The sequence below is a fragment of the Sphingobium sp. SJ10-10 genome, from assembly GCF_036038995.2.
In the GTDB taxonomy this organism is placed as follows: Bacteria; Pseudomonadota; Alphaproteobacteria; order Sphingomonadales; family Sphingomonadaceae; genus Sphingobium.
In genome coordinates this window covers 372,593-393,531 of the sequence record NZ_CP158133.1, presented here as the reverse complement: position 1 = coordinate 393,531, position 20,939 = coordinate 372,593, and the positions used below count along the sequence as shown (strand labels likewise).

17 protein-coding genes and 1 pseudogene are annotated in these 20,939 nt (G+C 64.2%); 3 read left to right on the top strand and 15 right to left on the bottom strand.

Annotated elements, in window-relative coordinates:
* The first annotated feature begins 9 nt into the window (after positions 1-9).
* Together VVT58_RS17420 and VVT58_RS17415 are read left to right on the top strand one after the other, a co-directional pair.
* The gene (locus VVT58_RS17420; RefSeq protein ID WP_327754847.1) at positions 10-2,085 is read left to right on the top strand and encodes a 3-hydroxyacyl-CoA dehydrogenase NAD-binding domain-containing protein; all 2,076 of its coding nucleotides are present in this window, start codon (positions 10-12) and stop codon (positions 2,083-2,085) included.
* 14 nt (positions 2,086-2,099) lie between these two features.
* Positions 2,100-3,278, top strand: coding sequence for an acetyl-CoA C-acyltransferase family protein (locus VVT58_RS17415; RefSeq protein WP_327754848.1), 1,179 nt, complete (start codon positions 2,100-2,102; stop codon positions 3,276-3,278).
* Positions 3,279-3,385: 107 nt separating this feature from the next.
* On the opposite strand, the gene dmpG is transcribed toward VVT58_RS17415, so the two are convergent.
* The 3 genes and pseudogenes from dmpG to VVT58_RS17400 all read right to left on the bottom strand — a co-directional run bounded on the left by dmpG (position 3,386) and on the right by VVT58_RS17400 (position 5,412).
* Positions 3,386-4,408, bottom strand: a complete 1,023-nt coding sequence (gene dmpG / locus VVT58_RS17410; RefSeq protein ID WP_327754850.1) for a 4-hydroxy-2-oxovalerate aldolase — start codon at positions 4,406-4,408, stop codon at positions 3,386-3,388.
* Positions 4,405-4,842 (bottom strand): annotated as a pseudogene (locus VVT58_RS17405) (acetaldehyde dehydrogenase (acetylating)); the annotation flags it as partial. The pseudogene VVT58_RS17405 and the gene dmpG, both read right to left, overlap by 4 nt.
* Positions 4,843-4,959: 117 nt before the next feature.
* Complete coding sequence (locus VVT58_RS17400; protein WP_066562679.1) at positions 4,960-5,412, bottom strand: hypothetical protein; 453 nt, start codon at positions 5,410-5,412, stop codon at positions 4,960-4,962.
* Positions 5,413-5,492: 80 nt separating this feature from the next.
* Here VVT58_RS17400 and VVT58_RS17395 point away from each other — a divergent pair, with 80 nt between their 5' ends.
* Positions 5,493-6,167: a spermidine synthase gene (locus VVT58_RS17395; protein WP_327754851.1), complete on the top strand. Its 675-nt coding sequence runs from the start codon at positions 5,493-5,495 to the stop codon at positions 6,165-6,167.
* A gap of 7 nt (positions 6,168-6,174) precedes the next feature.
* On the opposite strand, the gene VVT58_RS17390 is transcribed toward VVT58_RS17395, so the two are convergent.
* From VVT58_RS17390 to VVT58_RS17335, 12 genes are all read right to left on the bottom strand, one after another.
* Complete coding sequence (locus VVT58_RS17390; RefSeq protein ID WP_327754852.1) at positions 6,175-6,723, bottom strand: rRNA large subunit pseudouridine synthase E; 549 nt, start codon at positions 6,721-6,723, stop codon at positions 6,175-6,177.
* Positions 6,724-6,729: 6 nt separating this feature from the next.
* Positions 6,730-7,881, bottom strand: a complete 1,152-nt coding sequence (locus VVT58_RS17385; protein WP_327754853.1) for a cupin domain-containing protein — start codon at positions 7,879-7,881, stop codon at positions 6,730-6,732.
* Between the two features lie 184 nt (positions 7,882-8,065).
* Positions 8,066-8,758, bottom strand: coding sequence for an ABC transporter ATP-binding protein (locus VVT58_RS17380; RefSeq protein ID WP_327754854.1), 693 nt, complete (start codon positions 8,756-8,758; stop codon positions 8,066-8,068).
* Positions 8,755-10,005 carry an ABC transporter permease gene (locus VVT58_RS17375; RefSeq protein ID WP_327754855.1) on the bottom strand — a complete coding sequence of 417 codons (1,251 nt, stop codon included), beginning with the start codon at positions 10,003-10,005 and terminating at the stop codon, positions 8,755-8,757. The genes VVT58_RS17380 and VVT58_RS17375 overlap by 4 nt, the downstream gene beginning before the upstream one ends.
* Positions 10,002-11,000, bottom strand: coding sequence for an efflux RND transporter periplasmic adaptor subunit (locus VVT58_RS17370; protein WP_327754856.1), 999 nt, complete (start codon positions 10,998-11,000; stop codon positions 10,002-10,004). Before VVT58_RS17370 ends, VVT58_RS17375 begins: the two co-directional genes overlap by 4 nt.
* 47 nt (positions 11,001-11,047) lie before the next feature.
* Positions 11,048-11,542, bottom strand: a complete 495-nt coding sequence (locus tag VVT58_RS17365; RefSeq protein ID WP_327754858.1) for an Hsp20/alpha crystallin family protein — start codon at positions 11,540-11,542, stop codon at positions 11,048-11,050.
* A 519-nt stretch (positions 11,543-12,061) separates the two neighbouring features.
* The gene (locus VVT58_RS17360) at positions 12,062-13,789 is read right to left on the bottom strand and encodes an ATP-binding protein (protein ID WP_327754859.1); all 1,728 of its coding nucleotides are present in this window, start codon (positions 13,787-13,789) and stop codon (positions 12,062-12,064) included.
* A complete protein-coding gene (locus VVT58_RS17355; RefSeq protein WP_327754860.1) occupies positions 13,786-14,367 on the bottom strand; it encodes a YfiR family protein in 582 nt (193 codons plus the stop codon). Before VVT58_RS17355 ends, VVT58_RS17360 begins: the two co-directional genes overlap by 4 nt.
* Positions 14,355-16,160, bottom strand: coding sequence for a TonB-dependent receptor domain-containing protein (locus VVT58_RS17350; protein ID WP_327754861.1), 1,806 nt, complete (start codon positions 16,158-16,160; stop codon positions 14,355-14,357). Before VVT58_RS17350 ends, VVT58_RS17355 begins: the two co-directional genes overlap by 13 nt.
* 333 nt (positions 16,161-16,493) lie before the next feature.
* On the bottom strand, positions 16,494-18,506 hold the full coding sequence (locus tag VVT58_RS17345) for an ATP-binding protein (protein ID WP_327754862.1): 2,013 nt from the start codon (positions 18,504-18,506) through the stop codon (positions 16,494-16,496).
* Complete coding sequence (locus VVT58_RS17340) at positions 18,503-19,993, bottom strand: ATPase domain-containing protein (RefSeq protein ID WP_066563846.1); 1,491 nt, start codon at positions 19,991-19,993, stop codon at positions 18,503-18,505. Before VVT58_RS17340 ends, VVT58_RS17345 begins: the two co-directional genes overlap by 4 nt.
* Before the next feature lie 230 nt (positions 19,994-20,223).
* On the bottom strand, positions 20,224-20,934 hold the full coding sequence (locus VVT58_RS17335; RefSeq protein WP_066562644.1) for a Crp/Fnr family transcriptional regulator: 711 nt from the start codon (positions 20,932-20,934) through the stop codon (positions 20,224-20,226).
* Positions 20,935-20,939 lie beyond the last annotated feature (5 nt).

The window sequence follows — 20,939 nt, the reverse complement described above, 5'->3', positions numbered from 1 at the left end:
AGGGATAGCATGGCTGTCGAGGTTAGTCATGAGGGCGCGACCCTATTGCTGCGTCTGTCCAACGGGCCGGTAAACGCCCTGTCCGTCGGCAATGGCTTTGTCGGAGATATCATGGCGAAGGTCAGGCTGGCGGTCAGCGATCCCGCCTGCCGGACGATCGTCGTCACCGGCGCTGGCCGGATGTTCTGCGGCGGCGCGGACATCAGCGATTTCGACGGCGATCCCGCGCAGATCGGGCTTTTGCGCGACCTGATCGCCGCAGTCGAGGATTCCGGCAAGCCGGTGATCATGGCGATCCACGGCATGGCGCTGGGTGGTGGTCTGGAACTGGCGATGGCGGGCCATGTCCGCATCGCGCAGGCGGGAAGCCGTCTGGGCTTGCCTGAAGTGACGCTGGGCCTGTTGCCGGGCGCGGGCGGCACGCAGAGGCTGGCGCGGCTGATCGGCGCTGGAGCGGCGCTCGACATGATGCTGTCGGGCAAGCCCGTGACGGCGGAGCGGGCGTTGTCGCTCGGCTTGGTCGATCAACTGGTTGACGGCGATGTGGTGGAAGCGGCGCTGGAGGTGGCGCGCAATGCCCCGCCGCTGCGCCGGACGGGTGCTTTGCCGGTTCCTGCCGATCTTGGGGAGGCGATCGAGGGGCGGCGCGCGAAGCTGCGCGGCGGCTTGAGCCAGGCGCCGACCCGGATCATCGATTGCGTGGCTGCGCTGTCGGATGATCTGGCCGCTGGCCTTGCCTTGGAAGCGGAGCTGTTCGGGGAACTGATGCGCTCCGAGGCATCGCGTGGTTTGCGCCATGCCTTTTTCGGGGAGCGGACGGTAGCGCGCATTCCGGGGCTGTCGGGCGATGTCCGGCCACGTGAGGTGCGGCATGTCGGGGTGATCGGCGGCGGGCTGATGGGCACCGGCATCACCCTCGCTTTGCTGAATGCCGGCGTGCCCGTGACGATGGTCGAACTGCGGGCCGATGCGCTGGCCAAGGCGGAAGCGACGATCCGCAAGACGATCCAACGCGACGTGGAAAAGGGCCGGATCGATCAGGCCGTGGCGAATGCGCGCATTGCCGCCTTCACCCCCGCGACGGAACTGGATGCGCTCAGCGATGCCGATCTGGTGATCGAGGCGGTGTTCGAGGATATGGGCGTCAAGAAGCAGGTCTTTTCCGCGCTCGATGCGATCACCCGGCCGGATGCGATATTGGCGAGCAACACGTCGACGCTCGACCTGGATGCGATCGCGGCGCTGGTGGCCGATCCTTCGCGGGTGGTGGGCCTGCATTTCTTCTCGCCCGCCAATATCATGCGGCTGCTGGAAGTGGTGCGGGGCCGGGAAACCGCGCCGGACGTGCTGGCGACGGCGATGGCGTTCGGCAAGCGCGTCGGCAAGGTCAGCGTCGTATCGGGCGTGTGCGACGGCTTCATCGGCAATCGCATGTTCGAGGAATATCTGCGGCAGGTCTATTTCATGCTGGAGGAAGGCGCGCTGCCACAGCAGATCGATGCCGCGATGGAGCGCTGGGGCATGGCGATGGGACCGTGTCGGACGATGGATCTGGCCGGACAGGATATCGGCTGGGCGATCCGCAAGCGCCGCGCCGTGGAACAGCCCGACCGTCCCTATTCAGGCGTGATCGACCGTATCTGCGAACTCAGCCGTTTCGGGCAGAAGTCGGGCAAGGGCATCTATGTCTATCCCGACGGCCGGACGGCGGAGCCCGACCCGGAGATCACCAAGCTGATCGAGGATTATTCGGCGGAGATCGGTCTGACGCGGCGCGCCATCAGCGATGAGGAAATCGTCAGCCGCTGTCTGCTGGCGCTGATCAACGAAGGGGCGCGGATCATGGGCGATGGGATCGCCTATCGGCCGGTCGATGTCGACATGATCTACCTCCATGGCTACGGTTTTGGCCGAGAGCGGGGCGGGCCGATGTTCCAGGCCGATCTGATGGGGTTGCCCGCTGTGCTCGACCGGCTTCGCACTCTGGCGGCCGGTAGTAACGGCTGGGCCTGGACGCCCGCGCCGCTGATCGAACAACTCGCCGCAAAGGGCGGGCGGTTCGAAGATCTCAATATTCAAGGCTGATAGGAAACAGGAAGATGACGGACGTATTTCTGGTGTCGGCGGCGCGGACCGCCATTGGCAGCTTCGGCGGCTCGCTCAAGGATCAGAAGCCGGGCGAACTCGCCGCCCATGTGGCGAAAGCCGCGATCGGGCGCGCGGGCATCGACGGGAGCCAAATCGGCAATGTCGTGCTGGGCAATGTGATCCATTGCGAGCCCAGGGATGCCTATGCCGCACGCATCGCCGCCATCGGCGCGGGCGTGCCGCAGGAAAGCCCGGCGCATAGCGTGAACCGGCTTTGCGGATCGGGCCTGCAGGCGATCATCGCCGCCGCGCAGTCGATCATGCTGGGCGATTGCGAGATCGCGCTGGGCGCGGGTGCGGAGATCATGAGCCGCGCGCCTTATTTCCTGCCTGCCGCCCGCTGGGGCCAGAAGATGGGCGATGCGGTCGTGCAGGATGGCCTGATCGGAGCGCTGAGCGATCCGTTCCAGGGCATGCATATGGGCGTGACGGCGGAGAATGTCGCCGCGCGCTACGGCATTTCGCGGGAAGATCAGGACGCGCTCGCCTTTGAAAGCCAGAAGCGGGCGGCCAACGCCATCGCTCAGGGCTATTTCAAGGATCAGATCGTGCCGGTTGAGGTGTTGGTGCGGCGCAAGCCGGTGCCGTTCGACACCGACGAATTCGTCCGCACCGATGCGGCGGCGGAAGATTTCGGCAAGCTTAAGCCCGCCTTCCAGAAGGACGGCACGGTGACGGCGGGCAATGCTTCGGGTATCAACGACGGGGCGGCGGCGGTCGTGCTGGCGAGCGAGGAAGCGGTGAAGGCGCAGGGGTTGAAGCCCCTGGCGCGGCTGGTCGCTTATGGCCATGCAGGTGTCGACCCCGCCTATATGGGCATCGGGCCGGTGCCTGCGACGCGCAAGGCGTTGGAGCGGGCGGGGCTGAGCGTCGCTGATCTCGATGTGATCGAATCCAACGAAGCCTTCGCGGCGCAGGCTTGCGCCGTCTCGCGGGAACTGGGTTTCGATCCGGCGAAGGTCAATCCCAACGGCAGCGGCATTTCGCTCGGCCATCCGGTCGGCGCGACGGGCGCGATCATCACGACCAAGCTGATCTATGAACTGCAGCGCACCGGGGGGCGTCTTGGCCTGACGACGATGTGCATCGGCGGCGGCCAGGGCATCGCCGCCATCTGGGAACGGGTGTGAACCACGGCTGACCGGCGGGGCGCGACGGTGCCGCCGCCGCACCCTCCATCCTCGTAAATGGAGCAAATGGGCGGCCGCACAGGGGAAATCCCGCGGCCGCCTCTCCATCATTTTCCGCTAAGGTCGAGCGCGACGTCGACGATCATATCCTCCTGGCCCCCGACCATCTTGCGGCGTCCGACTTCCGCGAGGATGGCGCGGGTGTCGAGGCCATAGTCCTGAGCCGCCTTTTCCGCATGGCGCAGGAAGCTGGAATAGACGCCCGCATAGCCCAGCGTCAGCGTTTCGCGATCCACGCGCACGGGCCGGTCCTGCAACGGATGGACCAGCTCTTCGGTGGCGTCCATCAGCGCATAGAGATCGCAGCCATGGTTCCAGCCATAGCGGTCGGCGGCGGCGATGAACACTTCCAGCGGCGCATTGCCGGCGCCTGCCCCCATGCCGGCCAGGCTGGCATCGACGCGGATCGCGCCGTTCTGCACGGCGACGATCGAATTGGCGACGCCCAGCGAAAGATTGTGGTGGGCATGAACGCCGCGCTGCGTCTCGGGCTTCAACACCCGGTCATAGGCCTGCAGCCGCGCCGCATATTCTTCCATATTGAGCGCGCCGCCGCTGTCGGTGACATAGACGCAATGCGCGCCATAATCTTCCATCAGCTTGGCTTGCCCCGCCAACGCTTCGGGGTCGGTCATGTGGCTCATCATCAGGAAGCCTGAGACATCCATGCCCAGGTTGCGCGCCGCTTCGATATGCTGTTTTGAAACGTCCGCCTCGGTGCAATGGGTCGCGATGCGTACCGCACGCACGCCCAGATCATAGGCATGCTTCAGATCGTGAACCGTCCCGATGCCGGGCAGCAGCAGCGTCGTCAGCACGCTATGCTCCAGCACTTCCGCCACGGCGGCGATCCACTCATAATCCGTGTGCGCGCCGAAGCCATAGTTGAAGGACGATCCGCTGAGCCCGTCGCCATGGGCGACCTCGATCGCGTCCACCTTGGCGTCGTCCAGCGCCTTGGCGATCTTCTTCACATGGTCGATGCCATATTGATGTCGCACCGCATGCATGCTGTCGCGCAGCGTCACGTCCTGGATATAGAGCTTGGTCTGGGTCGGATCGAAGGTCATGCCGCGGCTCCTTCATGCATGCGGACGGCGATCTTTTCGGCGGTGCGCAGCGCGGCCGAGGTCATGATGTCGAGATTGCCGGCATAAGCGGGCAGATAATGGGCGGCCCCTTCGACCTCCAGGAAGACGCTGACCTTGAGGCCGGTATATTCCCCATCCATCTCGGGAATGCGCAGCGGGCGGTTCGACCCGATATGTTCGAACTGCACCGCCTGCTTCAGCCGGTATCCCGGCACATAGGTCTGCACTTCGGCCACCATGCGGTCGATGCTGGCGCGGATTTCGTCCTGACTGGCCTCTTCGCACAGGCAATAGACGGTATCGCGCATGATCAGCGGCGGCTCGGCGGGGTTGAGGATGATGATCGCCTTGCCCCGCGTCGCGCCGCCGACGTCCACGATCGCCTGGCTGGTGGTTTCGGTAAACTCGGGGATTTCGCAGGCGGATGTGCTCGATCTCCTGCGGGCCACGGCACAGGAGATCGAGCAAGTCGCTTTCAATTAAGGCGTTTTGGGAAAGCTGTCAGCCATCCGGATATTGCGCCAAGCCGGTCAGACGGCCAGGTTCAGATAGAAATTCTTGAGCGCATGGGCGTCGTGGAGGGCGTTGTGCGGCATCCTGCTATTGGCAGCCGCGCTGAATCCCGCCGCGTTGATGAGTTCCAGATGAAGCCCGTCCAGGTCGATCATCTCCCCCGGGCCGGTCACGAGAAGGCTGCAGAAATAAGCGATGTCGTCGGGCCAATCCGCTACGATCTGTGGATCGCGATCGCTCGCCAGATAGGCCTCCAGATGCAGCGCCGCATCGTTACGGTTCAACTGGTGGTCGACGCCCGGTGGCACGAAGCGGAGATAGGGAATGACGTTTTTCTCCACCCACGGGTGGATCTCCGCCGGCAGGGGGAGAGAGACGTAAAAGTCCTGGTCGCCATATTCGGGGACGAGCGCGAGGCTGATGAGTTCGCCGCCAAAGCCATTATATTCAGTGTCGAGGAAATAACGCATGCTTCCTCCTTTGACGCGGCGCTCCCTTGCCGTAAACCCCCCGCCGGTGACGAACGGACGTCAGGCCGAGAGAAGGTGATATGCAGGCTCGCGAATTTATTGGATCGGCCCAGGTGCCCGGCGGCGCGGAACTCACCCTGTACCGCCGCGGCGGGGACTTCATGATCGTGCTCGACCGTAACGAGCTGATGAGCAGCAGGATGAGCGGATCGGAGGAAGCGCTGGCCAATCTCACCTGCGAACGGCTGCACGGCCGGGCGCGGCCGCATCTGCTGATCGGCGGCTATGGCATGGGTTTCACACTGCGCGCCGCGCTGGCCGCGCTGGACGATAGCGGGCAGATCACCGTCGCTGAACTGGTGCCCGAAATTATCGACTGGGCGCGGGGGCCGATGGCGGAGCTGGCGGCGGGCTGCCTTGACGATCCGCGTGTGCACCTGGTGCAGGCGGATGTGGCCGATGTGATCGGCGCGGGGAGCGGGACTTACGACGCGATCCTTCTGGATGTGGACAACGGGCCCGATGGGCTGGTGCGTCAGGCGAATGATCGCCTTTATTCGGCGCAGGGCATATCAGCGGCCATCGCGGCGCTCAAGCCCGGCGGCATAGTGGCGATATGGTCGGCTGCGCCGGATGCCGCCTTTACGCGTCGTCTCGCCCGCGCCGGCCTGATCGTCGATGAGGTCGCCGTGCGCGCCCGCAGCAACGGCAAGGGGCCACGGCACGTCATCTGGTTCGCCAGGAAGCGGGGATGACGGTCGCCTAACCGGCTTCCGCTTCGCGCCATTGCCCCTGTGCAATGCCGTCGAGCGACCAGTCACCGATGCGCCACCGCACCAGCCGCAGCGTCGGATGGCCCACCGCCGCCGTCATCCGCCGGACCTGGCGGTTGCGTCCCTCGCGGATCGTCAGCCGCAGCCAGCAATCCGGCACGCTCTTGCGGAACCGCACCGGGGGATCGCGCGGCCACAGCGCCGGATCGTCTATGCGCTCGACCTGCGCAGGCAAGGTCGGGCCATCCTTGAGCGTCACGCCCCGCCGCAACGCCTCCAGCGCCGCTGCGTCGGGATCGCCCTCGACCTGCACGAGATAGGTTTTCGGCGTCTTGAAGCGGGGATCGGAAATTCGGGCCTGCAACCGGCCATCGTCGGTCAGCAACAACAGCCCTTCGCTGTCGAGATCGAGCCGCCCGGCGGGGTAGACGCCGGGCCGGTCAATGAAATCGGCCAGGGTTGGACGCGTCGGGCCAGTGCTTTCGTTGGTGAACTGGCACAATACGCCATAGGGTTTGTTGAACAGGATCAGCGTCATCGCGGCTCAATCCTCGCCATCGAACGCCAGGCTGCCCTGGCCAATCAGCGTTTCGATGAGCGCGACGGCCGGGGCGGATTCGGCAAGCCGCGAGTCCACGACCATGGCCCGTTCCGCGCATAGCTGTTCAGCCAGCAGCGCCGCTTCGCCCGTTCCTTCAAAGCAATGGCCGTCCACGAACAGCAGGATCGTTTCGTCCTGTTGCCGGATGAAGGAAAAACGGCTCGCCGGATTGCGGCTGAGCGGCACGCTGTGGGCCAGCAACGCCTGTACGTCCTGCGTCCCGATCGGCTCTTCCGGCCGCCAGTCCGTTTCGGGATATTTGGGCAGGCTGTTGAAGAGGCCGAACCAGCGCGCAAAGGCGTCGCGGTCGGACAATGCCTCCATCACCATCGCATGCAGCCGGTCGATGGCGGGCGCGGTGATCTCGCCGGGATTGGCCTGCAAGCTCAGGTCGGGGTCGGCATAGCGATCCTCCTCCAGCATGCCGTCGACCTGATGCTCGCACCAATTCTCGACCAGCTCGGCGCGAGAGGGGGCGCGAAAACCGATCGAATAGGTCATGCAGTCGTCTCCGACCGCCACGCCATCATGCGCGAAGCAGGGCGGAACATAGAGGATGTCGCCCGGTTCGAGCAGCCAGTCGTCCGTCGCCTCGAAATCCGCGATCAGGCGCAGATCGTCATGCGGCAATAGCGGAGTCGCAGAATCGCATCGCGGCCCCACGCGCCAACGCCGCTTGCCCAGGCCTTGCACCAGAAACACGTCATATTGGTCAAAATGCGCCCCGACCCCGCCGCCATCCGTGGCATAGCTGACCATCACATCGTCGATGCGCCAGTCGGGCACGAAACGGAACGGTTCGATCAGCCCGGCGACCTCGGGCGCATGCTGGTCGACCGCCTGTACCAGCAGCGTGCAGGGGGCGCTCCCCAGTTCACCGAAGCGCTCTTCGGCCAGAGGGCCGCTTTCCATCGCCAGATGGTCCGCGTCGCGGGTAATGAGGCGTGATTCCACACCTTCTTCGCAGGCCAGGCCCGCCAGCTCATCCGGGTCCAGCGGGTTGCGCCATTCATTCCACGGATTGCGGATCAGCAGGGGGCGTTTCTGCCAATAGTCGCGCAGGAACAGGTTAAGGTCGAAATGGGTGATTTTCATGTCTCGCCCATGCGCCCCCGGAAGGCCACTGTCAAAACCGCGCCACATTCCGATGGCCCTGCGGATGAACGTAACGGTCCTGTGCCAGCCCTTTACGCGCTTACGCCGCATACTGGTTTCCAGCCAGTCTCAAGGCCGCCTGTACGATATACGGTCAGCATTATCGTCGCGTCTTTGGCTCTCGTCACCGCGTCCGGACGCTGGTTTCGCTGATCCGTCCATCCAGCATCGAAATCTGCACATCGGCGGCGGCGGCGACATCGGCGTCATGGGTCACGCAAATTACGGCGCGGCCCTGATCATGGGCGAGACTGCGGAACAGCTCCACGACGCGGGTGCTGTTCTGGCTGTCGAGATTGCCGGTCGGCTCGTCGCACAGCACCAGCGCCGGATCGTTGGCGATGGCGCGGGCGATGGCGACGCGCTGCCGTTCGCCACCCGACAGCCGGTCGGGCGTCTTGCCGCTCTTGGCGCCAAGGCCCATGGCTTGCAGCAGGCTCTGCGCCTTGTCCCGCGCCTGTGTCCGGTTCAACAAACCCAAGCGCTGCATCGGCAGCATGACATTTTCCAGAGCGGTGAATTCCTGCAGCAGGAAATGGAACTGAAACACGAAGCCGAAGCTCGCCAGCCGGATATGGGCGCGCTGATCCCCGCTGAGGGGGTTCATATCCTTCCCGTCGAACAGCACATGGCCGCTGTTTGGCCGGTCGAGCAGCCCCAGCAGATAGAGCAGCGAGGATTTGCCGCAGCCTGAAGGCCCGACAATGGCGACGAAGCTGGCCGGTTCGATGGCGAGGGTCACATCCGTCACCAGAGTCACCGGCGGCGTGCCCGGCAGGCTGCGCGACAATCCTTCGGCCTGCATGATCGCGCTCATATCGCGCCCCGCAATATGTCGACGGGATCGACGCGCGCCGCCTTGCGCGCCGGCAGCCAGGCCGCGACCGTCCCGGCCAGCAGCGATGCGGCAGCGGCGATTGCATATTGCCGGGCGGAACGGTCGAGCGGCAGATGCTGGTCTTCGCCCGCGATCGGGAATTTCAGCGAACCGAGGATCGCCATCAGCCCATAGCCCAGCAGCCATCCCGCCAAGATGCCGATCAGCGCCAGCACCAGCCCTTCCATCACGAAGATCAGTTGCAGGTCGCGCTCCGAAAAGCCGATGGAGCGCATGATGGCGATGTCGCGCCGCTTGTCGGTGATGCTGTTCGACACGACCGTGTAGATGCCGAAACTGGCCACCAGCAGGATCGCGGACACGACGCTGTACATGATGACATTGCGGGTCACGAGCAGGGAGAGGAAGTCAGCAGATCGTTCCTGCCAGCTTTCCGCCTTGTAGGAGAAACGGGCTTCCAGCCGCCGGCTGATCGGCTGCGCGGCATAAGGGTCGTTCAAGTGCACGCCGATGCGGTTGATGATGAACGGGCGGCCCAGCAGCGACTGCGCCTCCCTTAGCAGCACATAGCCTGCGGTCGCGGCCAATTGGCTCTGGCCGCGCTTGAACAGGCCGACGATGCGCAGTGACCGGCTCTGGCCCGAAGCCGGGGTCGCGCCCACCACGTCGCCCATGGCGAGACCCAGGCGTTGGGCCATTTCCTCCCCGATGATGATGCCGCCCTGCGTGCTTTCCAGGTCGCGCAGGCGGCCCGTGCGCAGCTTGTCTTCGATGGTGCTGACCTTCTCCTCGACGGCCGGGTCGACGCCGATGATGGTCAGCGCTTCCTCCCGCCCGCCGCTGCGCAGGGTGATGGCGCCGGTCAGGCTGGGCGATCCGATCGCGCCCGGCTCGGCGTCGACGGCGCGCAGGATTTGGGGCCAGCCTTTCAGTCCCCGTACCTCATTGCGCACCTTGTAATGGCGCAGGTCGATGGCAGCGCCGGGATAGGCGCGGATGCCCGGCTGGGGCGGGGGGCTGCGCAGCTCATCGGAAATGACGATATGGGGGGCGGCGTCGATCAGCGTCTTCACGAAATCATTCTGGCTGCCGATCATCATCGCGGACACCGCCAGGAAAAAGCCGACGCCGACAGCGACACCGCTCACCGCCACCAATGTCTGGCGCCGGCGCCCGGCCAGATGGCGGAGCGCAATGGCGACGAGCAGGCCGAATTGACCGCTCATCGCCTGGCTCGCACGCGCCCATTCTCGCGCAGCGTGTCGTCTGGCTTGGCAATGACGGCGTCGCCCCGCGACAGGCCGGCAAGGATCTGCGTATCGCTGGAGCCGACGATGCCGGTGCGGACCGCCCGGCTATGGACGCGCCCGTCCCGCACCACCCAGACCCGGCCATCATATACCGCCGTCGCCGGGACCAGCAGCGCCTGGGCCACCCGGCGCGTCACGATATTGACCTCCAGCGTCAGGCCGAGCGGCAGCGTCATGGGCGCGTCGGTGACGATCCGGGCGCGAAAGGCGCGCTGTTCGGGGTCGCCGCCCGGCGTCACCTCCCGCACATGGCCGCGCAGCACCCGGCCCGGCCAGGCGTCGCTGGACATGAGCCCGGCCTGGCCGGCATGGATGCGCGGCACGTCGCGCTCGTCGATCGTGGCCGTGATGCGAATGCGGGCAGGATCGCCCAGCGTCATCAGCGTGCGGCTGGGCACGGCAAGGTCGCCCGGCTCCACGTCCCGGCGCAGCACTATGCCATCCATGCCCGATCGCACCGCCATCTGATCGAGCCGGGCGGCGGCGCTCTCCTCCGCTGCCCTGGCGCTGTCCGCCGCCGCGACCGCCTGATCGCGCGCCGCTCGCGTGACCCAGCCCTTGGCGAACAGCGCGACCACGCGCCGCTCGTCCTGCATCGCCACCCGGCGTTGCGCGCCCGCCTGTTGCAGCGCGTGGCGCTGTTCCTCATCGTCCAGCAGGATCAGCGGCTGGCCGCGCCGCACCCGGTCCCCTTCGTCCACCATCACCTGCCGCACTGGCGCCGTCAGGCGCGCCGCGACGGACACGGGATGCTCCGCCTCGACAAAGCCGGTGGCATAGACGAGTTCCACCGCCTCACCAATGCGGGCGGTCGCGGTCGTCACCTCGCGCGCTCGCCCGCCCAGCAGCGCATAAGCCGCCGTGCCAGCCAGCAACACCGCCAGCAACAGCCAGAGCGTGATGCGTTTCATTCCCCCGCTATACCATCATGCGCGGCGATTGCCTGCGGTGCGAATTTTTATGCCGTGCCGACCGGAATTTGCTTCGGCTTCTTCTGCTCGGTCGCCAGACGGGGCACGGTGACTTTCAGCAGTCCCTTCTGAAGCTGCGCGCTCGCCTTGTCGGCATCAGCCTCGAACGGCAGGGCGAAACGGCGCAGGAAGCTGCCCTGACTGCGTTCGACCAGATGATAATGCTTCTTCTCGTCCTTTTCCTCGCGCTCTTCCTTATGCTCGGCCTTGATCGTCAGCATGCCTTCGTGGATGTCCAGCGATACATCCTTTTCATCGAAGCCAGGCAGTTCGGCGGTCAGTTCAAGCCCTTTGTCCGTTTCAGCGATGTCGACCTTGGGGATCAGGAAGCCCTTGCTGTCGCCGCTCTGCGGGGCGGCCCAGCCTCGGCCGAAATCATCGACCAGCCGGTCCATTTCCTTGCGAAAATCGACAAAGGGATCAAAGCCGCCGCGCAACAGGCCGCTACGGCCAAAGGGTATCAGCGAGCGATATTCAGCCATCGTCCTTCTCCTTATGCGTGATCAAAATTTACTTCCTGCCCGCTTCTGGCGCGGGCGGATGCATTTCTGCGCCATGGTCCGGCGCGTGCATGGCCTTGCAATCGTCCATATGTCCGGGGGCGCCATTCGGGCCTGACGGGGCCATGCCATCCGATCGTCGCCCGTCCTCACCGCCCTTCATCATCGGACAGTCATGCCTTGGGCCGGAGGGCGGGGCGGGCACAGCGGCATCAGCGGGATGATGCACGGCATGGTCCGCAGCCGATTGCGCGGACGCCACATTGGCGATCATGAGAGTCCCCAGACTCAAGATACTCAAGAAACGACGCATGACGCGAACCTCTTCACCAGACCATCGGTGAAGTTTCAGCCAGCGCGCTTCTTGGCGCTATAAGTAGAGTTACGCATCGGCATTGTCGGGTGCCTCATCAATTCTCGATTTCACGGACCCGATTTTCGCCTTGAACATATGGTCCACGGCCAGCCCGACCAAGACAGCTTCATTCCAGGCCTCGCCTATTACGCGCTGCCCTGTCCTGACTGATCCAGCGCCGTCATGAGCTGGACCGACAGATCCTGGATCGTGAAAGGCTTTGCCAAAAGGGGTATGCCCTCCTTCGCGGCAGAGGCAGCCGCTGCGCTATAACCCGTCATCAGCATCGTCCCCAGATGCGGCCAAAGCTGCCTGATTTTCAGCGCCAGTTCCATGCCGCTGACTTCTCCCGGCATGATCATGTCGGAGAGGATCAGCGAGAAATCGACATTCCCTTCCAGCCGGCGGAGCGCTTCATCGCCATTGTCGACCCGCTCCGCTTCATAGCCCAGCGCCATCAGCATGCCGCCCACCGTATCGGCCACCGTGTCGTCATCCTCGACCAGGAGGATGCGTGGCTTGCCAAAGGCGGCTACAGGCTCGGTCAGGCGATCGCTGACCTTGGCGGGGAGCAGGGAACGGGGAAGCCGCAGGGTGATGGTCGTCCCCCGGCCGACGATGCTATCGACCAACACCTTGCCGTCCGATGCGCGCACGAACCCATAAACTTGGCTGAGGCCCAGACCCGTGCCCTGGCCCACTTCCTTCGTCGTGTAAAAGGGTTCGAATATCTTGTTGACCAAATCGGGCGCGATGCCTGCGCCGCTGTCCGTCACGGCGATCTGCACCAGATCGGGCCGGTCGCCGTTGCCGGGAAGGTTCGCGCCCTCGATGACGATGGTGCCGCCCCTGGGCATGGCGTCGCGTGCATTGAGCGCGATGTTGAGGATCGCCACTTCCAGTTCCGACGCATCGACCTCCACCGGCCAGAGATCGGCAGGGAGGTGCATCGCGACCTCTATGCTTTCGCCCAGGGAGCGCTCGAGCAGCGCGTCCATGCCCCTGATCCGTTCGCGCAGATCGATGACTTCCGGGTTGAGCGGCGTGCGGCGGGAAAAGGCGAGGAGCTGCCGCGTCAGTTTCGCGCCGCGGTCGACGGCCTGGCGTATCCCGGCCTTCAATTTCTCCAGCCTGACAGGGTCGCTGGTGCGTTCCATCAGATCCAGCCCGCCCGAAGCGACCATCAGCAGATTGTTGAAATCATGCGCGACGCCGCCGGTCAACTGGCCCATGGCTTCCATCTTCTGCGATTGGCGCAGGGCTTCTTCCGCTTGCTGGCGTCCGGCAATCTCCGCCTGCAGCGTCTGATGCGCCCGGCGCAGGGAGGAATAGGAGGCGGTGAGCATCACGATCAGCACCGATGCCGCAATCACGATGACCGCGATGCCCAGATAGCGGGTCAGACGGCGCGACAGGCTGTCCAGTGTGGACATGAGATAGACGGAACCCAGTTGCGTGCTGCCCTGCTTGACCGGGACGGTGACAGCCAGCGCGCTTGACGGCGCTTCCCGCCTTGCGGCCTCCGCGCCTTGGGGCAATCGGGCGGGCGGTCGGGCGAAACCGCCCGCAAAGTCGCCCTTGCCGTCATAGGCGGCGACCGCGACGATCTGGGGATCGGCCTTCAGCGCGTTCAGATATTCCTGCAGGGCCACATCGTCGTCGAAGGCAAGCGGCGCGGCGATCCCGCTGGCCAGAATTTGCGCCTGCGCCGTGGTCTGCCGCAGCTTTTCGATGCGGGCGAGCTGTTCGAGCTGGAAGGTGGCGGCCAGACCCGCGGCGAGCAGCATCAGCGCGATCAGGACGGCGGAAAGGGGCGTCGCCATCTGTGCGATGACGTTGCCGAGGCTAAGGCGGTTTTGGGAAGCTTGCGTCATTTCCTGTCCACCGCGATTGCAAGGCCCAGCAATTTGGAACTGATCCTGAGGCCATGGGCGCGGGCCGCGCCATCGTTGATCTGGAAGCGGACGCGGCCGCTCTGCCTGACAAATTCTATCATCGCTCCGGTCGGGCCCGCGTTCTTGTCCGCGACGGTGAGGATCGGCTGTCCCTCGGTTGTCGAAAAAGGCGCGTAGCCGGGGTCCGTCGATGCGCCCGCGAACAATATGTGGCACCCTGTATTGCCGCTTTCATTGCCGGTCCGTCGCACCACGACAGGGCGGCCCACCATCTTCTGGCCCCGCACGACATCGGTCAACAGGGTGCCGAAAGGGTCTTCCCCGACGACGCAGATGATGAAATTCCTGTCCGTGGCGGAAAAGGCTCCCGGCGGCCATTCCACGAAGGGCGCGAATTTGAACAGGAAGTTTGCCTGGATCGCGCGTTCCAACGTGGAGAGCGAATTGGCCGGCCCGGCCGCCGGAGCGCGCCCGGCCAAAACCGACAGGGATAATAAGGCCGCCCATCGCAGGCGGCGCGCGCGCCTCTTGCAAAGGGGAGGGATCAGATCGTGCATTTCAGCGCCACGAACACGCTGCGGCCAAGTGGCGTCGCCTGCGAGACAGGAAGCTCCTGATGACGGCTGTGGAGGAGGTTGAAGCCAGAGACCGACAATTCGGCCCGATCGTCAAACTGCCAGCCCAGCCTGGCGCCCAGCTCGACATAGGCCGGGACATGCGGGTCGGGCAGGGCGGAGACATAGCGCAGGTCGAAATCGACATTGACCTCCGGCCCGATGTCCATGGAGGAACGCAGGGTCGCGCGATGCTTGGGATCATTGCCGGCTTGGGAGACGCCCAGCAGCGGCACGGCGTCCGGCTTGAAGTGGAATTTCTGGATGAGCAGGCTGTAGCCGGGCTTCAGCCGCCACCAGTCTGCCACCCGAATATCGGCCCAGGCGTCCAGGCCGTAGCTGTGCCCCTCTATTCCATTGCCCCATCGCAGCGGCAGGAATGCGCCCGGAGCGGGTTCGACCGACCTCAGATCGTCATAGACATTGTAGAAGGTGGAAACCGACAGCGAGGCGCGTGGAGAGACTACCAGGCGCGTGCCAAGCTCATAGGCGGTCAGCTTTTCGGAGCGGAAACCGGAAAGGGCGGTCAGGATGACGGTCTGTCCGATGGTCTCCACCACATCCTCGTCGAAGGGGGTGGGCGACCGGACGGCGCGGGACACGGCGCCCCAGATCAGCGTCGTGGGGTCCGGTTTCCAGGACAGGCGGACGCTGGGCAGGAAGGTCAGATCCTTGTAGCTGCGCTGCTCCAGCTTGGCGCCGATCGTGCCCGTCAGGGACGGGGTGATGGCGATGCTGTCCTGCGCGAACAAATTGCCCACGAACAGGTCGCGCCGGCCGGGCACGAAGTCCAGACCGGGAATATTCTCTATCACATAACGGCTGATGCGCGCGCCGCCGCCCCAGACGATGTTGTGCGCCTCGCCCAGAGTGAAGCTATGCTGCCCCTCGACATCGAACGTATCCAGGGCGAAGCGGCCGCCGTCATTTTCGATCCTGCGCGCCGTGTGGTCATAATAGGCCTGGAGTTGCAGGGTTGCGCCCGATGCCGTGCCATGGCGCCAGCGGGCGAGCAGGTCATAGCCGTGAAAATTCTCGTCGGCCGCATCGGCCTGGGAACGGGAGCCGTAATAGCCATCCCCCTGGACCATCAACGCGTCGGCGGGGGTCGCATTCCAGTCGAAGCGGAAACCGCCCTGGGTCCGGCGGTTGCCATCGTCCAGCCCCGATGCGCTTTCGAAATTTTCATGGCGCTTGACGAAAAGGCGGTAACTGGCGTTTCCGCCCGCATGGCCGCCATAGCGCAGGCCCAGATCATAGGTTCTGTTGCCGACCACGCCCGTTCCATACAGACCCTGCGAAGCGCCAGCGTCGCGGGTGATGATGTTGATGACGCCGTTGACCGCGTTCGATCCCCAAAGCGTCGCGCCGGGTCCGGAAATCACTTCGATGCGCTCAACATCTTCGGGCAGGATGTCCTGCATGTCCCAATAGACCCCGGAGTAGAGCGGCGAATAGACGCTGCGGCCGTCGATCAGGACAAGCAGCTTGTTGGAAAAATTCTGCGCGCCCTCATTGCCGCTGAGTCCGCGCGCGGCGACGACCGTGTCATTGGGGCCGCCGCGCATGACGTGCAGATTGGGGGCGAGGCGAAGAATGCCCGGCAGCGTCAACGTGCCCGAACGGACGATATCGTCATGGGTGATCACATAGATGGATGCGGGGGCGTCGGCCAGCGAAGCGGTCGAACGGGTGACGGACGTGACATCCAGCTTGGACAGCGCGGAGATTGGCATGTCCCGCAGCTCTTCGATGCTCTGCGCCTGGGCGGGAGACATGGATAAGAAGGCAAGGCATGCGGCCATCCCAGCCGCCCAAGCCGCACTGCCAAAAGCCAAAGCCCGCGACATCCCCATCGTCCCCCCTGCGCCTGCCCCTGCGCCTGGATTTCCCGCGCACCTCCCGGTCGTTACGCAGGCACGATGGAAAAGTTCCACGTCAAGCCCTACAATTCAATGAACAATTTTCTGTCGGCGTGAAACATCCGGTCGGAAGGGCATGGCCGGTCCTGCCGCATCTATCATCGCGCCTTGTCTTCCTTGCATCGTCTCGTTCATCCCATAAGATCCTCAAAGGGCCGCAAGGCTCTTGGCCAGATCGATCTGCTTGAAGGGTTTGGTCAGCCGCGGCAGTTCCGCCGAAATTCCGGCATTCTCGGCATAGCCCGATATCAACAGCGCCCGGATTTCCGGCTTGAGCATCCTTGCCTGTTCGATCAGGTCGGTGCCCGTCGTGCCGGGCATCAGATGGTCGGTGACCAGCACGTCGATCTCCGGTTCGGTTTTCATGATCGCCAGCGCATGTTCGGCCGAATTGGCCTCCAGCACGTCATAACCCAGTTCGCGCAACATATGCACCGTGCTTGCGCGGACCAGATCCTCGTCATCGACCACCAGCGCCATGCCGTGATCGAGCTTGACCGGGGACAGGTCCGGTCCGGCCGCATCCTGCCCGACCTCGATCTCGCTCGTCGGCAGCCAGAGACTGATCGTCGTGCCCTCTCCGATGGCGCTTTCGATAGTCAGCCTGCCGCCCAATTGCGCGACCAGCCCATGCACCATCGACAGCCCAAGGCCCGTCCCCTGACCCACGCCCTTGGTCGTGAAAAAGGGCTCGATCGCTTTTTCCGCGGTTTCCTGATCCATGCCGATGCCGTTGTCAGCGACCGACAGCCTGATATAGCGGCCCTCCCGCAAGCGCAGGCCGTTTTCCGGAGCCATGATGTCGCAGGTCACGCCGATCCGGAGCCGTCCGCCCTCCGGCATGGCGTCGCGGGCGTTCACCGCCAGGTTCAGCAGCGCCATTTCGATCTGGTTGGCGTCGGCATGGGCCGGCGGCAGATCGTCGGTGATCGCCAGTTCGACCTGCACCCGCGGCCCGGACGTGCTGACGATCAGGTCGCGCATGTCCCGCACGAGGCTGGCAATGTCGATGGCGGTAGGTTGCAGCGGCTGCCGCCGCGCAAATGCGAGCAGTCTTTGCACCAGCATCTTGGCCCTGTCCGCCGATTGCAGGGCGCCTTCGATCAGCCGGCGCTCCCGATCCGTTCCCAGGCCGCGACGGTGGAGGAGATCGAGACTGCCGACGATCGGCGTCAGCAGATTGTTGAAATCATGGGCGACGCCGCCGGTAAGCTGCCCCATGGATTCCAGCTTCTGCGACTGGCGCAGCGCCTCCTGCGCCAGCTCCAGTTCGCGTGACCGCTGCTGCACCCGCTCTTCCAGCGTTTCGTTGAGCGCGCGCAACCCCTCCTCGCTTTGGCGCAAGGCTGCTTCCATCCGGCGACGTTCGGTGATGTCGTTGAACAGGACCGCAACCTGGGGCGCCTCCGGATCGCCCACGCGGAAGGCATAGACATCGTACCAATAATCGCCCAGCGCTTCGGCCTGATCCTCGAAGCGCACCCCCTCGCCGGTCAGGGCGACCCGGCCGTAAATGTCGAACCAATTTTGTTCATGCCCCGGCACCTGGGACCGCATGGTCTTCCCCACCACATCGGTCAGGCCCGTCTGCCGCGCAAAGGCCGGATTGGTTTCGATGAAACGATAGTCGGCGGCGTTACCCGCTTCGTCGAAGATCATCTCGATGATGCAGAATCCCGCCTCGATCGAATCGAACAGCGATCGATATTTCTCCGCGCCGCGATGCAGTTCCTCCAGTCGCGTCCGCGCATCATATTGTCTGCGCCTGCCGCGCAGCGCCGACTGGGCGAGGCTGATCAGCGTGGTGGGGTGAAAGGGGCGCTCAAGAAAATTGACGTTGCCCAGCATCTCCAGATAGCGTGAAGCCGCCGGATTGCGCTCCAGTCCGCCGCCCCGCCGCGTCAGCAGTATGAAGGGGAAATCCGACCATTCCGGCTGCTTTTGCAGCCAGCCGACCAGAGGGTGCAGATCGCGATTGTGCAGCGCCTCTTCCGTGACGAGCGCGAAGCCCGCGCCATGGTCGATACCGCTCAACAGGGCGGAAAGATCCGCGCAGATCTGCGACCGCAGCCCCGCTTCGCCCAGCATCGAGACGGCAATCTCCGCATCGCGTCCGACCGGAGCGAGGATGAGTGCTCGTTCGGAAAGATGCGGGATCACGCCTTGTCGTCTTCGAGGAGCGTTGGCGCGTTTCCGACGAAATGGGGCACGCCCCGCAGCACGCCCTGAAAGCCGATCAATGGTTCGCCCAGGCGGATGCCATAATGGCCGATGCGGAATTCGCGAATGGTATCCTCATGCATTCCGGTGCGTTTCTTGATGACCGACATGGCGCGCCGCACCCGCCCCAATGCCTCGAAATAGCGCAGGAGAATGACCGTGTCCGCCAGATAGGTGACATCGACCGGCGCCTTCATGTCGCCCACCAGGCCATGCTGCGCGACCGTAAGGAAGGTCGTGGCGCCCTGCCGGTTAAGATATTGAAGCAGTTCATGCATATGCAGAACCAGGGCGTTTTCTTCCGGCATGGCCGACTGATAGCCATTCAAGCTGTCGATGACGACGGTCCTTACCCCATGGCTTTCCACGCAATTGCGCACGCGTTGGGAGAACTCCCCGGGGGACAATTCGGCTGCATCCACCTGCTCGATGACCAGATTTCCTTCGTCCGCCATGGCCTGCATGTCGATGCCCAGACCCTTTGCGCGATTGAAGAGCAGGCCGATCTCCTCGTCGAAGACGAACATGGCGGTCTTTTCGCCCCGCGCGACCGCCGCGGTCACGAAGGTCAGGGCCAGCAGCGACTTTCCGGTGCCGGCGGGACCAAGGACGAGCACGCTGGAGCCACGCTCGACACCGCCGCCCAGCAGGGCGTCCAGCTCCGGCGATCCGCTTTTCAGGAGGCTGCGTTCGAAGCTGGTCTTGTGTTCGGCCGATACAAGGCGTGGAAAGACGCGAACGCCCCCTTGTTCGATGATGAAATCATGGTACCCGCCGCGAAAGCGCCGGCCGCGATATTTGATGATGCGCATCCGGCGGCGCTCCGGGCCATAGCCGGGCGACAATTCCTCCAGCCGGATGACGCCATGGGCGACGCTGTGGACGGTCTTGTCCGCGACCTCCGCCGTCAGATCGTCGAGCATCAGCACGGTCGTATTTTGCTTCGAGAAGAAATGCTTGAGCGCCAGTATCTGACGCCGATAGCGCAGCGAGCTTTGCGCCAGCAGGCGAATTTCCGACAGGCTGTCCAGAACCACCCGGTCCGGCTTCACCTGCTCGAAGACGTCGAAGATCCGACGCGTGGTTTCGCCCAGCTCCAGGTCGGACGAATAGAGCAGGCTTTGCTGCTGTTGCTCATCCAGCAGGCTTTCGGGGGGAACCAGTTCGAAGAGGTCCACGCCATCGAGCGTCCAGCCGTGCGATTGCGCGCTTTCGCGCATTTCATCGTCGGTTTCGGACAGGGTGATGTAGAGGCAACGCTCGCCGCGCTTCGCTCCCTCGATCAGAAACTGCATTGCAATGGTGGTCTTGCCCGTGCCCGGACTGCCTTCGAGGAGGAAGACCCGGCCGCGGGTCAGTCCGCCGGAGAGAATGTCGTCAAGGCCTTCTACCCCCGCAAGCGCTTGTTCGGTCGAATAGGTCGGCAGCACGTCATTCTCCTTTCAGAGCACAAGCGCCAGCGATTACCATGGGAAAGGTCCGGCCTGAATGCGTTACAGATTGATTTCGATCAAGCTGGCCAGCCCGGTGCGGATAAGCCGGGACAGGGTGCATCATGAAGCCGGGCCTGTGCTTTTGTCGAATATGCCGTGTCGAGGCATGGATCATCCTTTGTCGCTCGGGTGCAAAGGACGCACCGCGGGCCAAAGAGGTTCCCTCATCCCTCGATGAACAGGTAGGACGGATCGTAATCGCTAAGCTGGCGCAGGGCGGCCAGGTCGAAGATCGTGATCCTGCTGCGCCGCATCTGAAGCAGCTTCCTTTCTCTCAACTCCCGCAACATCCGGTTGATATGCACCGGCGTCATGCCGCAGGCCTCCCCCAGATCGGCCTGGGTGAGAGGAAAAGTGAATTCGCGGCCGTCGCTCAGCCCCACGGCCCGCAATTTCGCTTCGATCTCGCAGAAAAAATGCGCAATTCTGGCGATTGCGTCGAGGCGGCCGAGGCGGAAAATCCACTCGCGATGCATGGCGGCGTCCAGCAGCGTGCTGAACCACAGCAGCTTCGTCAGATTGGGACGCTCGACCAGCAGTCCATCCAGCGCTTCGTGGGGGATCAGCGCTATCTTGCAGACGCCCAGGGTCGCGACATCATGGTCGAGCCGACCCAGCGGATAGCCATGGAGATCGACGAAATCGCCGGGGACATGCACGGCGACGAGCTGACGAAGGCCGTTTCGGTCGTCCATATAGCGACATATGAAGCCCTCCATGAGATAGGTGCTCAGCCTGATCGGCTCGCCGGCACGGGCGATGATCTGTCGGGCCTGTGCCTTGCGGACGTGGCCGATGCTGGCTTCGAGCGCGGCGAGATCCTCGTCCGACAATTGATCGCGGCGGCGGTTGCGGAGGAAGTCGGCAAATATCATCTGCG